Source organism: Psychroserpens burtonensis DSM 12212, assembly GCF_000425305.1.
GTDB lineage: Bacteria > Bacteroidota > Bacteroidia > Flavobacteriales > Flavobacteriaceae > Psychroserpens > Psychroserpens burtonensis.
The window spans coordinates 1-22754 of sequence record NZ_AUDE01000021.1; the positions used below are offsets into that span (position 1 = coordinate 1).

The following is a 22754-nucleotide window of genomic DNA, read 5'->3' on the forward strand; positions in this document are numbered from 1 at the left end:
CTTGGATTAAGACAATAACATTTGACAATGGAAAGGAGTTTGCTCGGCATGGTGAAATAGCAAAAGACGTGAATGCAAAAACATACTTCACAAGACCATACACCTCTCAAGATAAGGGAACTGTCGAAAACAGAATAGGTGTAATAAGAAGATTTTTTCCAAAGAAAACAGACCTTAGAGAAGTCTCAGCTAAGAGAATAAAAGAAGTAGAAAAATTACTAAATTACAGACCAATTAGAAAGTTTAATTATAATAACCCTATTGAAGTCCTAAATAATAAGTGTGTTGCACTTATGGGTTGAACTCAGCATAGTTTTAATGGAATTACTAGAGAATTAAAACTAAAAATTTTTAGAGAACAATTTCTAGGTCTTTCTAAGATAGCTAAATCTTGTACTATTTTAAATGAAGATGATTTGATATTCAGATACGATAAGAAACAAAAAAGAATTTCTGCTTTTGCAAACAAACCAGTACTGGTTAAAAATGAAGATTTACAATATTTAGTATCTTTTGAAATAGGGACCTTTAGCATCGATTTTAGTTACGTTAATCTTGAAACAAAAGATTTTGTAATAAAATCTGTTTTTTATAAAGGCACATCGTTTTATACTCCCTTAGAAGGTTCTCAAAATATAAAAGCAATTAAGAATAGACAGAAAGCCTACAAGGGGTCTCTTTTACATTTTATGAGAGCATTATCAAAGCAAAATCTCAAAGAAGAAAAATACAGTATAGCTAGTGGTGGTTTTTTAGTAAACCCAGAAAAATATATTTCTGTATCCAAGATAGATAGTAATATGCTTTTTAAAGTAAAGTTGCGTGCTCCTTTATCTGTTCTTTATAAAAATAAGTTGCAATCTGATATAACATCACCAAAGATCTACAATTATCGAAAGCAAAAACCAAAAAAGAAAATGCCTTTTAAAGATGGAGATACTTTAACTCCTCAATTATTGCTTAAAACTTTCAAAAAAAAGAAGGAAGCGAAAACACAAAACCCATGTTTTAATACAGAGTTCTTTATAGACAACTTTGGAAACTATAATCCAATAGAAGCTTTCTCTCTTATTGGGTATATGGCAGATTTAAGAGTTGGAGATAGCTTACCTCTAGATTATAGTTTAGAGGTAGCTAAGTGAGTACGCACAAAATCTTTTACGTAATCCTTAATCTCAGTACTAGCTTTAAAAAAAGCAGCATGCTTTTCTTCGTCAGAACCTATCACTTTTGAAGGGTCAAAAAAGTTATGATGTAACCTCATAGCATTCTTACTTGGTATGTAAGGACAGTTTTCATTGGCGTGATCACAAACTGTAAGAATGTAATCAAAATCAATCTCAGTATACTCCGTTACATTGTTAGAGGTGTGGTTAGAAATATCGATACCGTCTTCCTTCATTATTGAAACTGCTCCAAGATTTATACCGTGTGTTTCAATCCCTGCACTAAAGATGTTTACTTTTCCTTCAGTTAATATATTAAGATAACCATGAGCCATTTGGCTTCTACAGGAATTACCAGTACAGAGTAGAAGAATATTTTTCATGTTTTAATTATTAACAACAGTTACTATTTGGATCACAACAAGCGTCAACCGTTTCATTCGCATTTTCTAAAGTGTTTATAACCACTTCTGGAATACCACACAATTCTTTAGCTTTACAATCTGTTTTTTCAATATCTAATTGACAAGTAAGCGTATCATTTTCAATTTTGAAGTCAATAACAAATAATTGTGCCGTATGAAATGATGCGTTACTATATTCAAATTTGACTTCAGAGTCTAAGTCATAAGACTTCTTTTTACCAACCGTTTTTAAAATACTTAAGGCTTTTAAAACAGACATATGTTCCGTTTTATCTTTCTCTAAAGGGCTTTCCCAAAGTTGGATTATAGTTTCATTCCAAAAATCGGTTTGAGCACCGCAATCTACTGAGTCTATCTTGACATGCTTAACCTCTGTAATATGGTAATTGGCGCCTACAAAATTGTTTGCTGTATATTCAAATAGTAATGTTTTGTCTTGGTTTTGCTCTAATACTGAGAATAATTCTTGTGTTTTCATTCTGATTATGATTTTTATTTATGACTATGAATGAGATACCTACAAAGTCGATTATCGACAACTAACAACAGTTGGTTTTTGTTTTTATAAAAAAGGAATTTAGTAAGATTTGAAATTCTTCAAAGCGTTCTATATTGATGCAATAACATTTTTTCTTTCCTTCAAACCGTCCTTTCAATAAGCCAGCATCACCAATCACACTTAAATGTTGAGAAATTGTTGCTTGTGATAATCCGATTTCATCAACCAAATCGTTGTTAATGCAACCTTCCTGCTCACTAATATATTTAAGGATAGCTACACGAGCAGGATGTGCAAACACCTTTGCTATGTTGGCAATTTCATTAATACTTTGATTATAAATAAAGCGTTTTGTAGCTCCCATAATTTATTAATATGAAGTAAAGATAAGCTTTATCATCGTAATATTGCAATATTACGATGATAAAATGAAAAGGAAAGCCAGAACACAAAATTCTGGCTTGTAAATTATATACTTTTAAACCACTCTTGAAACTGGTTTCCTAGTAAAAATACTGGTTTCTTTTCTCCACTTAAAGCCCCTATTAAGCTCATTATCCACATCGCAACTGGCAAAATCCATGCAATAAAATTAACGACAGGAACAATACTACAAACAAATCCTAGAAGCATAATCCCTAAGACTTGACGCACGTAAAATGAACCATATTCCGTTTTGTTAGAGCTATTCATTACAATGGCAATAATCCATCCTATTAGTGTAATATGTGCAATTATTGCTATATTCTTACCATCATCTAAAACATCCTTAGCGTCATTTGCAAAATCTTTGGTTGAAGCTTTAGCTTCATCAGCAAACTCAGACGCTTTTTCTTTGGCATCACTAGCAAACTCTTTCGCATCCTCTGAAAATTCTTTAGCCGAACTACTAATTTTATCTCCTACACTTTTAGCACCTTCTTTTGTGTCTCCTATCATATCGTCAAGGTCGTCACTCAAATTTTTATTATCATCTGACATGTTTCTATGTATTTAATTTATAATTATCCTATAAATTTAACAAAATTAATGTATAATCCTTTTATTTTCTACCGAATACCCTTTGAAAAAATCCTTTTGTTTTTTCTTTAGCCTTAGCATATGTTTCTATAGCATCTTCTGAAAAATCTTCTAATTTGTCTTCTGACCTCTCAGTAAATTCAGAAACTTTCTCTTTGGCAACATCAGCATATTCTCCTAACGTTACTTCCGCTTCACCTGAAAACTTAGACGCCTTTTCTTTAGCATCTTCTAAGAACTCTGCGGTTGTTTCTTTTGCATCATCTGTAAATTCAGTAAACTTCTCACCCGCGTTACTTGTCAATTGAGAAGCCTTACGCTTTGCATCATTAAGCATTTCTTTTCCGTATCCCTCCATAAAATGAGTCGCCTTATCTTTTACGTGTCCGAAAGCTTCTTTAGCATCAGTTGATAATTCTTTAGCTTTTTCTTTTGCAGTATCAAAAGCGTCACTTGCGTTTTCTTTTAATTCATTTGTTTTGTCTGCAATACCATCAGTTGTTTCTGTTACAGGATCTTCAGTTGATTCCACAATAGCCTCTAAATCTTGTTCTAGGTTGTCATTTTTTTTAGTCATTCTAATCGTTTATTTATGAGTAGTTTACTTTGCATTTTTGTTACATTACTTCTTAAAAACTTGGTCAATCGGTTCCCAAAGCTCAATTTTATTCCCTTCGTTATCTAGGATCCAACCAAATTTACCATAGCTGTACGCTTCCATTTCACCTACTATCGTGACCCCTTCTTCTTTTAAGGCCACTAATAACTCTTTTAAGTTTTCAACTCGATAGTTAAACATGAACTCTTTTTTAGAGGGTTCAAAATATTTAGTATCATTTTTAAATGGACTCCATTGCGTAGAGCACTCATTGCCCTCTTTATCTTTCCACCAAAATGTACTCCCATAATCATCTGTATTAAACCCTAAATATTTATTATACCAATCTTTTGATGCCTTAGGATCCTTAGTTTTGAAGAATATTCCGCCTATTCCTGTGACTCTTTTTTTCATTCCTATCCCTATATTAATTAATCGTTATTTTATTTCTTCGGAAATGTAAACGCAACCTAATGTAGTTTTATTTTTTGATTATAGCCTTATAAACACGAATCCACTCTTGTACAGACATTTTTTCTAAAAGTTGTTTCATTAAATCATTTGGAATATCATCCATTTTATTTTTAAAACGCCCACAGCTTTTGCCCATATCTAATTTATACTTACAATGTTTAGGATACTCTGTCACAAACCAATCATACAATTCCTTCTTAGCATATATACCAGAATGATCTAGTGCAATAAAATTATTTTGAGACCCTAAATTTATAAATGACAAAGGCGGAAACGGTTTACAGTGACACCCATCTGGACCAACAGATTTTGGAACATAATACCATATAATATTCCAGCTTCTAAACCTTTAGGCATGTGTTTTCTAATAAGGGTGTCTAATGTTCTAATTGGTCCTTTTCTATCCTCGGGTAGTTCGTTGATATACGCTTCTGGCGAAGTTGCTTTAGATTGCATAGTGGTTCAAATGAACACACTAAAGTTAACAAAATTCTAATGCAATCTTATCAACGATCGTTTGAGCAAGCCTCTCTTTACTTTCAAGAGTCCATCCAGCCACATGCGGTGTTAAAATAACATTTTCTGCGGAAATGAGATACTTGAAAGCTTCTGGCATCTCGACTCCGCTCGATGTGACAGAAGGTTTAAATAAATTTACAAATGATGATTTTTCGTATTCTAAAACATCTAAACCTGCACCTAATATTTTGCCAGATTCTAAAGCTGAAACTAAATCTTTGGTCACCACGCTTTTTCCTCTTGCGGTATTAATAAGCCAAAACGGTTTTTTAAAACCATGGATAAATTCAGAATCTACCATATCCATAGTGGATGCTGTTTCTGGTGTATGTAAACTCAGTACGTCTACTTTTTCTTGAAGTTCTTGCAACGATACTTGAGTCGCATTCTCATCGCCTACATGATCTTTAATGTCATAACAAAGCACCTCAACGTCAAAACCTCGTAGTTTTTTAGAAAAAGATTTTCCCATATTCCCATAACCAATGAGTCCAACAGTTTTCCCGTCGAGCTCTAGTCCGCGATTTTCCTCACGTCTCCATTTGCCTTGACGAACTTCCCTATCTGCTTTAAGCAACTTATTAAACAAAGACAGCAACATGGCCAAACTATGCTCACCAACGGCATTTCGATTTCCTTCTGGTGCAGCGATTAGTTTTATCCCTTTTTGCTCAGCGTAATCACAATCTATATTTTCTAATCCAGCGCCCACTCGAGCTATAAATTTTAGATTTTTTGCAGAATCTAAGAAAGACGCATCTATTTTAAATCGGCTACGTATTATAAAGCCGTCGTATTGATGGATGATTTTTTCTATGGCCTCTTTTGAGGACGTATCGTCTTCATCATTAGTGTGCCCTAGAGCATTGAGTTGCTCTGTGAGTAATGGATGATTTTTGTCTAGGTGGAGGATTTTCATGTTTACTTCCTGCAAAAGCAGGAATCTCTTTTTAGGTTAGATGCTATTAAGGCACTTCGACTGCCCTCAGTATGACATTAATTAATTACAAATTTTAGAAATGCTTAGTCTTATATTAGTTAACTATATTATTGATTTTAGACATTCGTTTGTTTCTTGTCATCTCAAAACGTTCTAAAAACTTTTGCCACGAGTACTACGAATTTACACAAATCAAATCGTTATCTGAAAACGTACGCAAATCAGATCCTATCTATTTTACGAATAAAACAGAGTTTCAGTCTGTTTAAAAGCTTACCTGTTCCAAAAATATCGAAAAATACAATTATGAGTTAAATTTCCAGACCTCACAGGTTTTGAAAACCTATGAGGCCTTTTTGATAATTATATTTCAGGATATTCGGTTTGAGTCCTATCATCTTGCACATTACCCGTGTGTGCTGTATCTAATTTTTCAAATAGCAGTAAATGCACTTCTTCACCATCTTTTGTGGTTGGATTATGTTCTACGCCTTTGGGTACAACTATGATTTCACCTTCTTTTACAACTTCTGTCTTATCTCTAAATTGCATGTATAATGTACCTTTCACAACTTGAAATAACTCGTCTTCTTCATCATGACTATGCCACACAAATTCACCTCTTATTTTAGCGAGTATGACTTGCATATTATCTACGGTTGCAATGCGATGTGGATGCCATTGCTTAGAGAACAATGTGTGCTTTTCTTTAATATTTATGGGTTTCATTATAAAATGCCTTTAAGTTGTTTAAAGTTACAAACTTCTGCGCTAACGATTGTAGTGGAAATCCTTTTACTTTTTAGCAAAAGATTGTAGCGAAAAGCGTGACGAACCGCAGCTTTTTTTTTGCGAAGGTTGGTAGCGTCCAAAAAATTAAAACCCAATAATCAATCCTGAGAGCACAAAAAACAGGTAAATACCGAGGATGTCATTACTGGTTGTAATAAATGGTCCTGTCGCGATTGCTGGATCAATTCCTCGCTTATCCAAGATGATAGGGACAAACGTCCCAACAAGGGCTGCAACAACAATAACAGACATCATTGACACTGCTATTGCTAGACTTTCAGTAGTGTCTTGACCAATAATAAAACCGAAAAGAATCACCAATAACGCCAATACAAACCCGTTAATAAGACTTAATCCAACTTCTTTTAATAATCGACTACCCATGCTTCCTTTGACGTTATCATTGGCAATACCTTGTACAATAATTGCGCTAGATTGTACGCCTACGTTTCCAGCCATCGCAGCGATTAATGGTGTATAGAAAAAGAGTGATGGTACGGTTTCCATGATATTTTCATAGCCTTTCATAATAAACACACTTCCGAGCCCTCCAAAAAGCCCTAAAACAAGCCACGGCAATCGTGCTCTAGTAAGTTCTAAAATACTATCATCTGCCTCAACATCACCAGTAAGACCTGCAGCCATTTGGTAATCTTTTTCAGCTTCTTCCTTTAATACATCAACGATATCATCAATGGTGATTCGACCTAAAAGGGTCTGATTATCATCCACAACAGGAATGGCTTCTAAATCATATTTAGCCATGACTTTAGCAACAACCTCTAAGTCATCATTGACATTAACTGAGTCCACCGTGTCTTTAGAAATATCTGAAATTTTTTGATCACTTTTGGCTACAATTAAATCTTTAAGCGATAAGCGCCCTATGAGTTTTTCTTCCTTATTTACAACATAAATGGAGTGCACTCTTGTAACTTCTTTAGCTTGACCTCTAATGCGACGTAAACAACCACCCACTGTCCAAGTTTCATAAACTTTTACAAGCTCTTTGGCCATCAAGCTACCTGCTGTATCTTCTTCGTAAGCTAATAACTCTGTAATTTCATCACGATGCTCTTCGTCTTCAATTTTAGAGATGACTTCTGCTTGCCGATTTTCAGGCAGCTCTGCAATCATATCTGCAGCATCATCGGTATCGAGTTCTTCAACTTCTTCGGCAATTTCTTTTGCTGATAAGTTTTTAAGTACTTTTTCTCTGATATCCTCATCTAATTCCATGAGGATTTCTGAGGTGATTTCAGAATCAAGTAGTTTTATAACATAAACAGAATCTTCTAAATCTAGTTCATCAAGAATCTCTGCAACATCTGCGAAGTGAAATTCGTTAAGCACTCTCTTGAGCTCCTTATCGTCTTTATTTTCAACGCAAAGTTCAACCTGCTCTATGAGCTCATCTGTAAGTTCAAATTGACTATTTTCTCTTTCTAAGATCATGAGGTTTTGAAGTTTCTCTCCGCCAAAAGTGACGCGTTTTTAATCTTGATTCTCATCGTTTTCAACCAGTAGCGTTAATTCTAAAAATGCATCTACGCTTAGTTGTTCTGGACGTTTGTCAAAGATAGCATTTGCTTTTAAATTATCTGAAAGATTAAAACTTTTTAAACTGTTACGTAACGTTTTTCTACGTTGTTGAAATGCCGTTTTCACAACTCTAAAAAACAACTTTTCATCAACTGGTAATATAAAGTTCTTTTTTCTTTTAAGTCTTAAAACACCAGAGTCTACTCTTGGTGGAGGAATAAAAACCGTTGGCGGTACTGTAAACAAATACTCAGCCTCATAAAAAGCCTGAACTAAGACTGACATGATTCCATATACTTTTGAACCTTCTTTTGAGCAAATACGTGCTGCCACTTCTTTTTGAAACATTCCTGAAAATTCAGGGATTTGCTCACGCATTTCTAAAGTTTTAAACACAATTTGTGTTGAAATATTATAGGGAAAATTACCAATGACAGCAAACGGTTCATCCTTAAATACCTCTGTTAAATCATACTTTAAGAAATCCTCTTCATAAACACGATCTGCTAAATTAAGATAGTTGGCTTTGAGATATTCTACAGACTCCCTATCGATTTCTATAACATGGGTTTTAATGTCTTTTTTAAGTAAGTATTTTGTCAAAACGCCAGTTCCGGGACCAATTTCTAGAACTTGTTTATAACCTTCTAAGGTTAAAGTATCTGCTATATCTTTAGCGATATTCTCATCATTTAAAAAATGTTGTCCTAAATGTTTTTTTGCTCTTACTTGATGGTTATTTGACACCTTATTTAAATTTTACGTTATACTCATCTACAATTTGAAGTTCTGTTCTAAATGCTAACATTTTATCTGCAAATTTCTTTAGACCTTCTTGACGTAGCCTATCTGCATCTTCTTTATAATACGCATCTAATGCTTCTCTTGAGTAGGAGCGAAATTGAATGGAGTACGTTTTTCCTTCCATCTCTTCTTCTACTAATACCCGAGAAAACGTTGCTTTTTCAAATTTCCCAGTGCCTAATACCTGCGGAATATGTTCAGTCTTCATCCATTCTAACCATTCGTCATGTGCCGAATCGTCAATATTTACTGTGATGTTGTATATAATCATACTTTGTTGTTTGACTGATGTTGGTCGTCGTTAAGTTATTTTTTGTAGAGTTGTTGCGACATTGACTTTTTGTCCATAACAAAAATAGCCTTCTTAGAAAACCAATAACGCTCTGAGTATCTCTGTGCATCTCTACGAATCACTGAATCACAACTAACCTCTAAATTTATATCGTTTTTTTTGCAAATAACAGAAGTTCTTTGTCATCATCAAAGAGTTTTACTGTTTTTTGGTAAGATACCTCTAATTTTCCAAAAGGGTAATAGACCTTTTTTTTATTGAACGTGTAATTGAAAAGATGGTTTTTATCCTAAATCCGTTTTTTGCCAAGTTTCATGATTTTACTGTTGCTTCGTATGCCTAACCTTTGCCATAATACTCTTGAAGCATTTAACACTTAATATCCACGTGCCCTAAATTGTCGCGTTTTAGTAATAAGCAAGCTCCAATAGTTTTTAGGTCTTCTGCTTTGACTTGCTTTTTATAATAGTCAAAATCATAGTTTTCATGGCATGTGAGTTGGTTGTTTCTTATGAGCGCTGCTGCTGATTCAACAGTTTTGATATTGCGATTCCTATGCCTTTAAGCCAGCCATGTATATTAATTCTAGACTGAATGCTGCATCATCTGTTGTGATCTTGGAGAGGATTAGACGGTTGGTTTGGGCTATTTGCCTTTTGGTATTGAGTTATATTGTTGTATGTAAAGTCTATCGAAATTGTTGGTGGAAAACACCAACAATGGCTTGATAGTCAAAATCATAGTTTTCATGGCATGTGAGTTGGTTGTTTCTTATGAGCGCTGCTGCTGATTCAACAGTTTTGATATTGCGATTCCTATGCCTTTAAGCCAGCCATGTATATTAATTCTAGACTGAATGCTGCATCATCTGTTGTGATCTTGGAGAGGATTAGACGGTTGGTTTGGGCTATTTGCCTTTTGGTATTGAGTTATATTGTTGTATGTAAAGTCTATCGAAATTGTTGGTGGAAAACACCAACAATGGCTTGGAATTGTTGGGTTGTTTGGACAGTGAACTGAAACTGTTGGTAAAAAAAACCAACAGTGGCTGGGAATTGTTGGTGGAAAACACCAACAGTGGCTTGGAGCACCAATCCATGCCAATCTGTTTTTGTGGTTAGTTTTTTAATTCCAACTTTAAATATGTAACCTCTTTTGTGCAATCACTATGAAATTGAGACTCAAGTTTCAAATAGTAACTATTTCCCGATACTTTAGATTCTTTAGTTCTCCAATCTTGAATTCCGATAACGTATTGTTCTTTCGTTTTTAAATCTGTCATTGCAATTTCTTCTTCTCCATAATAATTTGAGTAAGAAATGGCTGTTTCTCCATTTGCCGTTAATGGTTTTCCCATTTTAAAGAAGGTTGACCCATCTTCCAAGTCAACTGATAGGAATCCCCAATACTCATACCAAATAGTTTCAATTAAAGCATATCCACAATAAACACCTTTGATTGTATCATCTGAATGTTCCTTTGTTTGAATTTTATTTTTACACACTTTTACATCAATCGCTTTAATTTCAAGTGTCTTGTTGAGATTTGCAGAGAAGAGGTAACAAGAATCTTTAAGCCTAAATATTTCTGGATATTTTTTAGTGAGATTTTGTTCAGATATTATTGCCAACTCAATAAATTCTTTTGGAACATCTTTTATCTGTTGATATTCAGATTTCTCAATAAGTGTAATCTCTGCATTAAGGGAGTTTGATACATTCTGGGTTTCAAAATCATAATTTTGAGCCGAAGACATCTGGACAATAGCGATTGCAAATATTAAAATCAGTCTCAAATTCATGGAATTACTCAATATAACCAAGACTAGTTTATCGCATCTCCGCGCAGCATCCTAAAGCGTTTTCTGGCTTCGATAAAATAAATACTATCTTCGTGATTAAAGATGATTTTCTCATAGAGGTCTTTTGCTTTTTCCGGCTGTGCTAATTGATTTTGGTAGAGTTCTGCCAAATAGAAATGCGCATCATCTGCCAGAATCTCGTCTCTATAATTAGCTATGATATATTCGTAAGCAGCAACCGCTTTATCTAGTTGTTTGGTTTTCTCATAGAGTTTAGCTTGCATATATAGTGCTTGGTCTTCTATAGATTCGCCTTTATGTTCTTTTAGAATTTTATCTAAAAGCATAATGGCCTCTTCGCTTTTGTTTTGAAATGACATCAAGTCTGCTTTTGCATACAAGTTCAAAGCGGTTTGTAATGAGTCCTCATCTTTATTATCTGAAATAAGTAGCTTTAATTCTAAAGCGTCATTAGCAATTAACTGAGACGTGGAAGCCTTCAAAATTTTTAGTTGTGATTCTGCCCACTCAAAATCACCTTTGTAATAACTCGTCTTGGCGACTTTGAACCTCGCTTCTTGAGAGATTGTACTGTTTTTAAGATTAGCTTGTATTTGTGTGTAATAAATCAAGGCTTCATTAAATCGCTCTTGAAATACTAATATGTCTCCCAACTTCAGCTTAACGGTTGCTTCTTGGAAGTTAGACAAATTCAATTTCAGACTCTTTTTCAAGAAATCACTAGCGTCCTTTGGTTGCTGTTGGTTGAAAGCTAGAAAATTTCCGTAGGCAATCTGAAGCGCAATCGTTTGCTCATATATACCATATTTATCAAATAAAATATTAAATTTTTCATCAATCTCTTCAAGCTTCTCTTTGTCTGCGTTTTCAATCTCAATTTCAAGCATGTATTGATTGGCTGTCAATTTGGTATTGATATCTTGAGAATTATCTAAGACAAATTCAAAAATAGAATTAGCACTATTATAATCTTTCTGCTTTACGGTTGTTAAAGCCAGATCAAGAATACGACTCAAACTCTCTTGATCCCTGCGATACAAAGCTTTTTCTTGTATAAATGCTTTATTATATTCTTTTTGCTGGATGTATAACCAGCTCAACATATCATTCCAGTGTGGTTGCGGATTGGACTGCGCCTTTTTAAGAAGAAGCGTTCTTAAAATAAAATTGTTTTCGTTCTCTTTATTCTCTGACACAAAATCACTAAACGCTCGTTTTGCTGTGTTAAGAAAACTGGGTTTAGCTTCTATGTAATCTAAATAGTTTGAGAATAATAGTTCAATATTTCCTTGTTCTCCATAAATGCGAGCAATTTGCATATTAAAATTGAGGTCTGGATTTAATTCCATTCCTTTTTTGTAAGCGACTAAGGCTTCTTCTAATAGAGAATGGTCTTCAAATTTTTTAGCAATCCCGTAGGTATAGGTCGGCCTCTCTTCTACCATTTGTATGGCTTCTTTATAGTACTTGTTAGCCAAATCTAGACTATCTTTAAGTTGGTAGTTATATCCCAGCTCTACTAATAAAGGCGGATATTTAATTTCTTTCATGCGCTGCAAAATTTGCACTTGAGCCTCATCATATCTTTCTAATTGCTGCAGTGTTTCAATAATTTTATAGATGTATTTAGAGCTTTTTTTATTCTCGTTTAATTTTTGGTAAGAAATCAATGCTTTATCAAATTCACCACGCTTAAAATAGTCATCGGCTAATTGCTCGCTTTGCGAGAACAGAAGACCGTATGATAAAAAGACTAAACATATTATTATTTGACGCATATTAGATTTTAATTTATGTAAATATAATGAACTCATCTTCGCTTTTTATTCCTTCTAAAAAATGACATAAATCTGCCCATATTTTAACTATTTTATGAGGTATAGCGATGAAATACCTTTCAAAAATAGTTTTATCTGAACAGATTTATCCTAATTTTCGGTTAAAAATTAAAAGTCAATACACGCAATAAGGAGATATTGTGACTGTTTTTATAATTAATTCGCTAAATCTTTATTAATATATGTCATCCCCCTTATTTCATTTAGATTGGAACAAAAAATGCCTAAACTTACGTTTAGGCATTACCGACAAAATAAATGTGCTATTAATCTATTTTTTACAAAAATGATTCAGTTATTCTGCTTGGCATTTTTAAATATTTTATATCAAATAGGTTTTAAAAGAAAACTTTACTTGCTAAAACAATCAGTACAACGAGTAGGACTATGCGTTTTATATTTTTCATGATTAAGTAGGTTTGTTCAAATTTGGAAATCTAATCTCTTAATTTAAATCCATAAAACAAAGAAAAAAGCTATAAAATCGTTGAATAACGTCTTTTTTTAGCGTTTAAACGATATTCAAATGTGGTTTTCCTACAAAATTAAATTTTATCGAATCCTGTATATGGAATTAAAACCTCTGGAATATTGATACCATCTTCGGTTTGGTTGTTCTCTAGAATACCTGCTAAAACTCGAGGTAGAGCCAAAGAGCTTCCATTTAAAGTATGCGCCAATTCATTTTTACCGTTACTATTTTTAAAACGTAATCGTAAACGATTTGCTTGGTAAGACTCAAAATTAGAAACACTAGAAATTTCTAACCAACGGTCTTGAGCAGTAGAAAATAATTCAAAATCATAAGTCAATGCAGCAGGAAAACCTGTATCTCCACCGCACAGACGTAAGATTCTATAGGGTAGTTTTAATTCATTTAAAATTTCTTTTACATGATCAATCATGCCATCAAAAGCTTTATAAGAATTATCAGGATGCTCCACACGAATAATTTCAACTTTATCAAATTGGTGTAGTCTATTTAATCCGCGCACATGAGCACCATAACTTCCAGCTTCTCGTCTAAAACACGGTGTGTATCCAGTAATACCTATTGGCAAATCACTTTCAGCTAATAACACATCTCTAAACACATTAGTTCCTGGAACCTCTGCAGTTGGAATTAAATATAAATCGTCACGAGAGTCATGGTACATTTGTCCTTCTTTATCTGGTAATTGACCTGTACCGTAACAAGAGGCTTCATTTACTAGAAGAGGCAATTGATATTCAGTATATCCAGCATTTGTGTTTTTATCTAAAAAGTACGCAATTAATGCCCGCTGTAATCTCGCACCTTTTCCTTTGTAAACAGGAAAACCTGCACCTGCTATTTTGTTACCAAGTTCAAAATCGATAATATCATATTTCTTAGCTAATTCCCAATGTGGTAATGCGCCTTCATGAAGTTTCGGAATCTCACCTTCACTAAAAATTTCTTCGTTGTCTTCTTCAGAATTCCCTTTAAGAACACTCTCATGAGGTACATTTGGAATCTTGTATAACAAATTAGTAAGCTCGTCTGACTTAGCATTTAGTTGATCACCTAACGTTTTGGAATCCTGTTTAAGTATCGCTATTTTTTCTTTTAAAATATTCGCATGAGTAGCTTTCCCAGATTTATAGAGGATTCCAATTTCTTTTGAAATGGCATTAGATTCTGCAAGCGTATTATCTAATTCTGTTTGTAATTGTTTACGCTCTTCATCAAAGGATATAGCATCATCAACCATTTGTGTGGCATCTATATTTCGTTTAGCCAAACCTGTAATAATGTCTTCTCTGTGTTCTCTAATAAAAGCAACTTGTAACATGATAGTCTTATGTTTAAATTCACCTCATCATATTGATAAAGTGTATATTTTAAAACGCCAAATTTAATACATTGACCGTTATTCTAGTCTAGATTTGAAGGTAAAATCCAATCATGGTGTTTAAAAGGATTCCATTTAACACTAGCGAGGTCAACATTGGAATCAATAAGTTGTTTTTTAGGTCTCCCATTAACGCCTACATAAGCTTTTACATAGACCTCTACAGCCATACCTTTTTTAGCGTAAACAAATTTTAAACGTTGCGCAAATTGCCACATCATATCTGGTTTACTACTCACACTTCTTATTTGTTTTTTAGTCAAATAGTCTTCTAACTTAATACGTGTTTCTAAATGCGTGACTTTATCTACAACTCTAAAACTGGTGGTTGCACTTTTAACTCGCAACATCATTCTCCAAGATAATCTATGACCTTCTTCTGTCCATAATACATCATCTTGTATAAAATAATGTCTTACTGGAAGTGCTATTTGAACGATAAAATATAAAACAAAGACCGTTTTAAAGACCCCTGCATGTGGCGGTATTTCTATTTTATCTTCGGAAAAAAGCGTCTTTCTTTTTAAAAATAGCTTCTGTATAAACTCAGGTTGAAAAAAGAAAACTGCAAAAGCTAAGGACAAATACGGAAAGATACCGACCTGAAAAATAAACGAGTTAAACAAGTGGAAAAATATCGATATAAAGAATGCTACTTTCCTAGTACGGTTCCATAACAATAGAGGTATTACAAGTAAGTCGAACAGAATTCCGCCATAAGCTACCAAATAAAGCATAAACTTTTGCTGTAGCACATTTCCGACGAGAAAATAATGCTGCTTACTTTTCATTAAAAGTTCTGGCACTGTTAAATCCAGCCAATCCGGATACATCTTAGCGATGGATGCGTAGGTATATAAAATGAATAATTGTATAATAAAAACCCAGCGACACCAATTAGGCATGGAAATTCTTTTGATACTTGGATTTTGCTTAACGTCAATAGACGCATATTTATGAGCTGGTAAAACCACCATGACAGCGCTCAGAATCATTAAAAAATAGTAATGATTATTATATGATGATTTTTGCATTAAATAGGTGGCTGCCCATAATAATGTAAAGGAGAGCATGCTTATTCTATATTTATAACCTACCATGACGAATATCCCACAAATACCCATAATGATATAATGCGCATACATCCAATCGCCTTGAATCGCCTGTAAAAAGTCAAAGCCTATAAAATTAAAAGTGAATTCTGGTTCTACAAGTGTTCGTCTAATCCAGCCTGTGATGACTGCTCCAATGCTTTCTAGAAAGATTAAGGCTCCAAATAAAATTCTAAATACGACAAGAGAACTATTATCTATATGTTTAAATAGAAACTTATTCATAGTACTTTTCTATATATTTTACAGCATTTATTTTATCGTTTTGAAGTTGTGCTTTAAGTAAAGTAACCGTTTCAAATTTGCATTCATTTCTTAAGTGGTTTAAGATTTCAACCTTTATTATTTTATCATAAAGATCTTTATTCAAATCAAAAAAGTGAACTTCAATAGATTGTTTTTCACCTTCAAAAGTTGGATTCTTACCAATATTCATCATTCCAAAAACAGTTACGCCATCCATAACTGACTTCACGACATAAACACCATCTTTAGGTATTAATTTATAAGTTTCCTGTGGGTCAATATTTGCTGTGGGGAAATTTAAGGTTTTACCGATACCTTTTCCTTTAATTACTTTCCCTGAGATAAAGTAAGGATATCCTAAATAAGAATTTGCGGTTTCAATATCACCCTCTAATAAGGATTGCCTAATTTTAGTAGAGCTTACAGCAACGTCTTCTATGTCTTGAGCGGATATTTCTTCTACAGTAAATCCATATTTTTTTCCATAGATTTTTAGATCATCAATATTTGCTGTTCTATTTTTACCAAAGTGATGATCATATCCAATAATAATATGCTTCGCGTTAAGCTCGTCTACGAGAATTTGCTTCACATAATCTTCTGCAGACAAATTAGCAAATTCCTTTGTGAATTTTGTAATGACGACATCATCTAAACCAAATTGAGACAAAACCTCTTGACGCTCGTCAATAGAATGCAACAATTTAATATCAAAATTAGGTTGCAATACCATTCTTGGATGCGGAAAAAAAGTAAGCACTATAGATTTTAAGTGTTTTTCTTTTCCGGTCTTTACTAGTCGTTCTATTATTTTTTGATGACCAATATGAACGCCATCAAAAGTTCCTATAGTAATTATAGAAGGGGATTTGTGTTTGATATTTGTAGTGTTTGGTGTCAGAACCAATTTTTTTGGTAAAAGTAGTTATAATCATAGATAAATAAAAAGAGGGTTGATTAAATCAACCCTCTTTTTATAAAAATGTTTAAAATATTACTCTTTGATAAACGGTAACGTTATCGAAGCAGCATCTTTTGTTATTCTAATAAAGTACATCCCATTGCTTAATGATGTTGTATTGATCGCAAGATCTTCGTTAGTAGCTATAGCTCTCTTAGTAATTGACTGTCCTAACATGTTAACAATCTCATAGCTATTAGGTAAATTGTTCGTGTTCCCTAATTTGATATTTAATTGATTAGCTGACGGGTTAGGATATACGTATAAATTATTATTTAAGAAATAATCGTCAACGCTAAGAGCATTCGCACGGAAATTTAAGCTTTCTGTCCCTCCAAAATCGCCTCCAGAGGCAACCAAAGCACCAGTTACATCATTTATTCTTAATTCATAAGAACCAACCCCATATGCACAGCAAATCCCATCATTAGCAGTATCGTTTATAGTAAACGTATAGCATTCATTTGTTCCTAATGGGATAGTAAATTCAAATAATGTGCTATCATTTGTCGTTCCATTATAAGGTCCTCCTGATTGTACAACAGCTCCACTGCTATCCACAAACTCCCATGTTGTCTCATTAGAATATGTATCTGTTAATAAACCAAAGTAAAGTTGCGTACCCTCTACTGACTCTGGAGCACTAGTTGCTGTATAATCAACACTTGTTATATCATTACAGTTACGCTCATCTGCATTACCATTTGGAGATGCAACTGACACATTTAAAACATGATCTCCAACACTAGAAGAAATAATTGGAAGATCAATATCTTCAAATTCTCCATTTGCTAAATTACCTGTCCAAGAAATATCTGTTGAAGATCCACCATCAATATTGTATGAAATCATTGCTGAAGTTAACGTAACAGTTCCAAAATTTTGGATTCTAATATTAGTTACAATGTCACTAGTGCATGGCACATTAACAATCTCATTAATTTCTACACTTCCATCATTGCTTACATCCGCTAAAGGCGTACACTTGTCTGAAGTAACCGTGTTAGGTCGATTTGGAGAATTTGTTAAGGCTGAAATAACTCTAGCCTTTTGATCATTCGTAAAAACATTCATACAAGAATCATCTGTATAATCCATGTAATTTCTAACCATATCTAAATCGCCACATGATTGGTGAGTTGTAGGGCAGCCAAAATTAGGATTATCTACAGCTGGCGTGTCAGCACATTGATCGCCTCCTGCACATCCACCTTGAAAGGTGTGAAATAGAGCTAAATAGTGACCCACTTCATGGGTCATTGTTCGTCCTAAGTTAAAATTACCAGGTATACTAACCCCTGGAGCATCATTACTTCCAAAATACGTGTAATTAGAAACGACACCATCGGTATTTGCAGGACCTCCAGGAAACTGCGCATAACCCAATAAAGAACCATCTGCAAAATTTACAGACCACATGTTCATGTATTGAGAAGCGTCCCATATAGTTGCAGGTTTTAAAACTGAATCTGTATTTCCACCAGGACCAGACCAAGTTGTGCTAACAGCAGACATGTTTACTCTGTCAATACCATTAGTTACACATCCATCTGGATTTTGTTTTGCTAAACAAAATTCAACCTCAACATCTGCTCCGTTTGGATCGTTGTTAAATCCATTAGTTCCTGCCATGCGTCTAAAATCTTCATTCAGTACTTCAATTTGTGAAAGCACTTGAGCATCAGAAATATTAGCACCTGTTCCTATTGGTTCTCCATTGTGAATTACATGAACTACAACAGGAATAGTAAACTGCAGCGCTCTTGATGAGCCAGATTCTAACTGTCTCTTAATTGCTTCAATTTTTGGAGCCATTTGGCGTTCAAAACTGTCGCTACCCATCATGTTTGGATTATTAATTAATAGCTGAGCATTGTATTCATCTGTAGCACAATTTCTCAGCTGTTCATTATTATTTTCTTGAGCTGTAAGGTTCAAACAAGAGAAAATTATTGCAAAGCAAATAAATTTAAAAGTAATGTTTTTCATTTCCTGAATTTTAAAATAGTTTAGATTGGCAAATTAATGAAATTAATTGAAAACTTAATTTTTTGTTAAAAAAAATAAGCTTAATAGTTCTATAATTTATTTCCAAAAAAAAAGGCCTTCCTATCCTCTAATTCTTAATATTTTTTTGTTAATCTTTTTGTATTTCTAACACTATTAGAATATTTTTAAAGAAAAAATCTAATTATGAAAATACAGCTACAAAAAGTTTTAGGCTTACTTATAACTATGACTATTCACTTTAGCTTTTTTCAAGACCAAATTTGGACCAAAAGCAACAGAACAAGAGATAATAATACACCCTCAAAATTCCATCTTGAAACCCCAGATCAAACTTTTACTTAGAATACTAATTGTTTAACTACAAGAATTCAACTTGCTTCTGTTAGAAGGTTACCAATACAATAATTATCGACTAAAATTAAAATTCACATAAAACTTCCAACACTATGAAAAAAACATTAAACCTAATTCACTTATTATGTTTCCTGCTCATAACGCTATGTCTTAATGCCCAAAACAATGAATGGCAACAATTAAATTCTACTAAACAAATAGATGGTGTCACGTTAGAAAAGTTAAACAAAACCAACTTTAGTATATTTCAACTTGATATTGAAGCCTTAAAACTAAGACTAGTTGATGCGCCTTTGCGACGTTTATCAAATGGTCAATCGAACATGATTGTTAGTTTTCCAGATATAAAAGGACAATTTCAACAATATAGAATAGTAGAAACAACTATTTTCTCATCTAATGACAATACTGCACAACATGCTAATATTAAAACATATTTAGGTTCTAGAACTGATCATTCTGGCACTAGAGTAAGATTTAGCGTCACACCTTTAGGTTTAAAGGCAATGATTTCAGAACCTGGAATGGAAGCCGTTTACATTCAGCCTGTAACAAAAGTGTCTAATGGACAGTATTTAGTTTATGATAGCGCGGCCAAGTTGAACTCATCTGATACTTTTGAGTGTTTAACTGAAGATGTTGATATTTCAAAAAGAATTATAAGCAGTGAAGTATCGCGTGACGCAAACAATCAATTATTAAGAACGTTTAGAATGGCGATGTCTGTTACTTCAGAATACACAAATTTTTGGGATGATGGAAATAATGCCAATGGTAACGCACAAGCAGATGCATTAGCCCAAATGGTTTCAACTTTAAACAGAACCAATGAAGTTTTTGAAGTAGACATGGCTATAACTTTTGTTTTAGTTGATACCGCAGATGATCCAGCATTAGATTTAATTTACTCTGGTACTGACCCTTATGGAGGAAATTTAAATGGTGATTTACAAAGTAATTTAACTGCTACGGTGGGAGAATCTGATTATGACATTGGACATTTACTAGCTTTTGGTGGTAACAATGGTAATGCTGGATGTATAGGATGTGTCTGCACTAATGGAAAAGGGAGTGGCTTCTCTTCTCATGGCTTTTTAGATAATGATGGAGGGCCTTACATGGCTGACTTTTTCGATATAGATTATGTGCCACATGAAATAGGTCATCAAATGGGTGCAAACCATACATTTTCTTTTAATTCTGAAGGAACAGGTGTAAATGCAGAGCCCGGAAGTGGAACAACTATTATGGGTTATGCAGGTATCACTGGGGCTAACGATGTACAGGACCATAGTGATCCTTATTTTCATTATTACAGTATAGACCAAATACTTAATAATGTAAATAGTGGTGCTAACCAATGTGCAGCTATAACTGCAATAACGAACAATCCACCTGTTGCGAATGCAGGTATTGATTTTACTATTCCAAAGGGAACAGCATTCATTTTAAAAGGTGCCGCTGCAGATGTCGACGGTGGAGATGCTTTAACATATACATGGGAACAAATTGACAGTGGTGTTACTACTAATGGAACTTTTGGTCCTACTAAAACTTCAGGAGCCGTATGGAGATCAAGACCTCCAAATGTATCGCCTAACAGATACATGCCAATTTTAAGTAGAGTATTAAATGGACAGTTAACGGAATCTAATCCTGTTGAGACAGTAACGAATACCTCTTGGGAAACTGTTTCTACTGTTGGAAGACCTTTAAATTTTGCGCTTACAGTTAGAGATCGTTCAGAAGCAGGAGGTGTCGGACAGATGCCTCAATCTAATTTTGATGCAATGACTGTTACTGTTGATGGTACTTCTGGACCTTTTGTTGTGACATCACAAACATCAAATGTGACATGGGATGCTGGTTCGTCTCAAACAGTGACTTGGAATGTCGCAGGCACAGATGCAGGTGCAGTAAATACACCGACAGTAAATATATTACTATCCATTGATGGAGGTCAGACGTTTCCATTCACAATAGCGTCCGATGTTCAAAATGATGGATCAGAAAACATAACTGTCCCTCTTACTGGAGGCGATACGTCTCTAGCTAGAGTAATTGTGGAAGGGAACAACAATATTTTTTATGCTGTAAATTCCAGTAATTTTAGTATTCAAGAATCTGAGTTTGTACTTACTGTCGATACTACTGAATTAGATATTTGTCAACCAAATGATGCTCTCTATAATTTTACATACAATACATTTTTAGGATTTAACGATACAACTACGTTCAGCGTTTCAGGGCTTCCAACTGGCACAAATGCTGCCATAAACCCAATGTCTGCGATCAATGATGGCACAACAGGAACTATTACAATAAGTGGAACAAATGCTGTAGCAACAGGAAATTATTCCTTTAGTTTTGAAGGAAGTTCAGGCGGTATTACTAAATCGGTAGATCTCGTTTTGAACGTCTATAGCGACACTTTGAATTCTTCAATATTAGCATTACCTGCGAATGGAGCAATTGATGTTCCAAGTGATGGTATGCTCACATGGAATTTAGATGACAATGCTGAAGAATACTTAGTAGAAGTATCAAATAATGCTAGTTTTGGAACCATCGTAGAATCTGCAACAGTACTAACAAACGCATATTCTACTACTTCACTAGCCTCTAATACAGAATATTTCTGGAGAGTGAGTGCTTCTAATAATTGTGTTACCGCTAATCCATCTTCCGTATTTAGTTTCACTACAGCAAACCTAACATGTGACACTTTTACTGATGATGTAGCTCAAGCGATTTCACAAAGTGGAAGCGGCAATTCTTATACTTCTGTTGTCAATGTTTCAGCAGATTTCCCCATTACAGATGTTAATGTAACTTTAGATATTACACATACATGGGCAGACGATTTAGATATAACTCTAACAAGTCCCAATGGAACTATAGTTGAATTGACCTCAGATAACGGAGGAAATGGAGACAACTATACCGCTACTGTATTTGACCAAGAGTCTACAAATGGATCTATAACAGGTGGTACAGCTCCATTTACAGGAACATTTGTACCTGAAGGAGATTTATCTACTATTTATGGAGAAATGTCTGGTGGTGATTGGATATTAACAATTGTTGATGATGCAAATCAAGATGGAGGATCATTTAATAGTTTTATACTAGAGATCTGTGTTCAAGGAACACTCTCTGTAGACAACTTGGAAAGCTCTATATCTGGGTTCTCGATATATCCTAATCCAAACAACGGATCGTTCAATGTTAATTTAAACAGTTCTTCAAATAATACTATTTCTATAGAGGTTTTCGATATTAGAGGAAGAAAAGTATTCGATAAACGATATGATAGCAGTCCAACAATTAACAAGGTTATTAATCTAGAAAACGTTCAATCTGGAATTTATCTCTTACAGGTTCGAGACGGGTTAAATAAACAAACTAAAAAAATTATTATTAACTAAAATATCACCTAATGGTAAATAAAAAAGGAGGCTCTCGG

At 34.0% G+C, this 22754-nt stretch carries 22 protein-coding genes; 3 read left to right on the forward strand and 19 right to left on the reverse strand.

Features of this window, described 5'->3' with window-relative positions; genetic code table 11:
- Positions 1–302: IS30 family transposase (locus tag H593_RS18885; protein ID WP_157588815.1), on the forward strand; the 302-nt coding region annotated here is incomplete at its 5' end.
- 114 nt (positions 303–416) lie between these two features.
- Entirely contained in the window at positions 417–1142 is a 726-nt protein-coding gene (locus tag H593_RS0109830; protein WP_028872297.1) for a hypothetical protein, read from the forward strand.
- On the opposite strand, the gene H593_RS0109835 is transcribed toward H593_RS0109830, so the two are convergent.
- The 19 genes from H593_RS0109835 to H593_RS18900 all read right to left on the reverse strand — a co-directional run bounded on the left by H593_RS0109835 (position 1118) and on the right by H593_RS18900 (position 18913).
- Complete coding sequence (locus H593_RS0109835) at positions 1118–1549, reverse strand: arsenate reductase ArsC (RefSeq protein ID WP_028872298.1); 432 nt, start codon at positions 1547–1549, stop codon at positions 1118–1120. The two genes, H593_RS0109830 and H593_RS0109835, sit on opposite strands and share 25 nt — an antisense overlap.
- A gap of 10 nt (positions 1550–1559) precedes the next feature.
- Positions 1560–2069: a DUF6428 family protein gene (locus H593_RS0109840; protein ID WP_028872299.1), complete on the reverse strand. Its 510-nt coding sequence runs from the start codon at positions 2067–2069 to the stop codon at positions 1560–1562.
- A gap of 61 nt (positions 2070–2130) precedes the next feature.
- Entirely contained in the window at positions 2131–2454 is a 324-nt protein-coding gene (locus H593_RS0109845) for an ArsR/SmtB family transcription factor (RefSeq protein WP_028872300.1), read from the reverse strand.
- 104 nt (positions 2455–2558) lie between these two features.
- The gene (locus H593_RS0109850; protein WP_028872301.1) at positions 2559–3071 is read right to left on the reverse strand and encodes a hypothetical protein; all 513 of its coding nucleotides are present in this window, start codon (positions 3069–3071) and stop codon (positions 2559–2561) included.
- A gap of 61 nt (positions 3072–3132) precedes the next feature.
- Entirely contained in the window at positions 3133–3687 is a 555-nt protein-coding gene (locus H593_RS18890) for a hypothetical protein (protein WP_037052010.1), read from the reverse strand.
- A gap of 45 nt (positions 3688–3732) precedes the next feature.
- On the reverse strand, positions 3733–4122 hold the full coding sequence (locus tag H593_RS0109860; protein WP_028872302.1) for a VOC family protein: 390 nt from the start codon (positions 4120–4122) through the stop codon (positions 3733–3735).
- A 67-nt stretch (positions 4123–4189) separates the two neighbouring features.
- Positions 4190–4513, reverse strand: coding sequence for a DUF1801 domain-containing protein (locus H593_RS21525; protein ID WP_425414358.1), 324 nt, complete (start codon positions 4511–4513; stop codon positions 4190–4192).
- Entirely contained in the window at positions 4435–4638 is a 204-nt protein-coding gene (locus tag H593_RS21530) for a hypothetical protein (protein ID WP_342663082.1), read from the reverse strand. The genes H593_RS21525 and H593_RS21530 overlap by 79 nt, the downstream gene beginning before the upstream one ends.
- Positions 4639–4663: 25 nt before the next feature.
- Entirely contained in the window at positions 4664–5620 is a 957-nt protein-coding gene (locus tag H593_RS0109870; protein WP_028872303.1) for a 2-hydroxyacid dehydrogenase, read from the reverse strand.
- Positions 5621–6004: 384 nt separating this feature from the next.
- Entirely contained in the window at positions 6005–6370 is a 366-nt protein-coding gene (locus H593_RS0109875; RefSeq protein ID WP_028872304.1) for a cupin domain-containing protein, read from the reverse strand.
- 147 nt (positions 6371–6517) lie between these two features.
- A complete protein-coding gene (gene mgtE / locus H593_RS0109885) occupies positions 6518–7888 on the reverse strand; it encodes a magnesium transporter (protein ID WP_028872305.1) in 1371 nt (456 codons plus the stop codon).
- 39 nt (positions 7889–7927) lie between these two features.
- Positions 7928–8722: a 16S rRNA (adenine(1518)-N(6)/adenine(1519)-N(6))-dimethyltransferase RsmA gene (gene rsmA, locus H593_RS0109890; RefSeq protein WP_028872306.1), complete on the reverse strand. Its 795-nt coding sequence runs from the start codon at positions 8720–8722 to the stop codon at positions 7928–7930.
- 1 nt (position 8723) lies between these two features.
- On the reverse strand, positions 8724–9050 hold the full coding sequence (locus H593_RS0109895; protein WP_028872307.1) for a DUF4286 family protein: 327 nt from the start codon (positions 9048–9050) through the stop codon (positions 8724–8726).
- Positions 9051–10188: 1138 nt separating this feature from the next.
- Positions 10189–10866, reverse strand: a complete 678-nt coding sequence (locus tag H593_RS0109905) for a hypothetical protein (RefSeq protein ID WP_147231888.1) — start codon at positions 10864–10866, stop codon at positions 10189–10191.
- 29 nt (positions 10867–10895) lie between these two features.
- Positions 10896–12707 carry a tetratricopeptide repeat protein gene (locus H593_RS0109910; protein WP_245585034.1) on the reverse strand — a complete coding sequence of 604 codons (1812 nt, stop codon included), beginning with the start codon at positions 12705–12707 and terminating at the stop codon, positions 10896–10898.
- Positions 12708–13276: 569 nt separating this feature from the next.
- Complete coding sequence (serS, locus tag H593_RS0109915) at positions 13277–14545, reverse strand: serine--tRNA ligase (protein WP_028872311.1); 1269 nt, start codon at positions 14543–14545, stop codon at positions 13277–13279.
- 83 nt (positions 14546–14628) lie between these two features.
- Positions 14629–15942, reverse strand: coding sequence for an HTTM domain-containing protein (locus tag H593_RS0109920; protein ID WP_028872312.1), 1314 nt, complete (start codon positions 15940–15942; stop codon positions 14629–14631).
- Positions 15935–16870: a bifunctional riboflavin kinase/FAD synthetase gene (locus H593_RS0109925; protein ID WP_037052015.1), complete on the reverse strand. Its 936-nt coding sequence runs from the start codon at positions 16868–16870 to the stop codon at positions 15935–15937. Before H593_RS0109925 ends, H593_RS0109920 begins: the two co-directional genes overlap by 8 nt.
- An 87-nt stretch (positions 16871–16957) precedes the next feature.
- Positions 16958–18913, reverse strand: coding sequence for a M43 family zinc metalloprotease (locus H593_RS18900; protein ID WP_051229692.1), 1956 nt, complete (start codon positions 18911–18913; stop codon positions 16958–16960).
- 467 nt (positions 18914–19380) lie between these two features.
- On the opposite strand from H593_RS18900, the gene H593_RS18905 reads away from it, so the two are divergent.
- Positions 19381–22716, forward strand: a complete 3336-nt coding sequence (locus H593_RS18905) for a zinc-dependent metalloprotease (protein ID WP_051229693.1) — start codon at positions 19381–19383, stop codon at positions 22714–22716.
- Positions 22717–22754 lie beyond the last annotated feature (38 nt).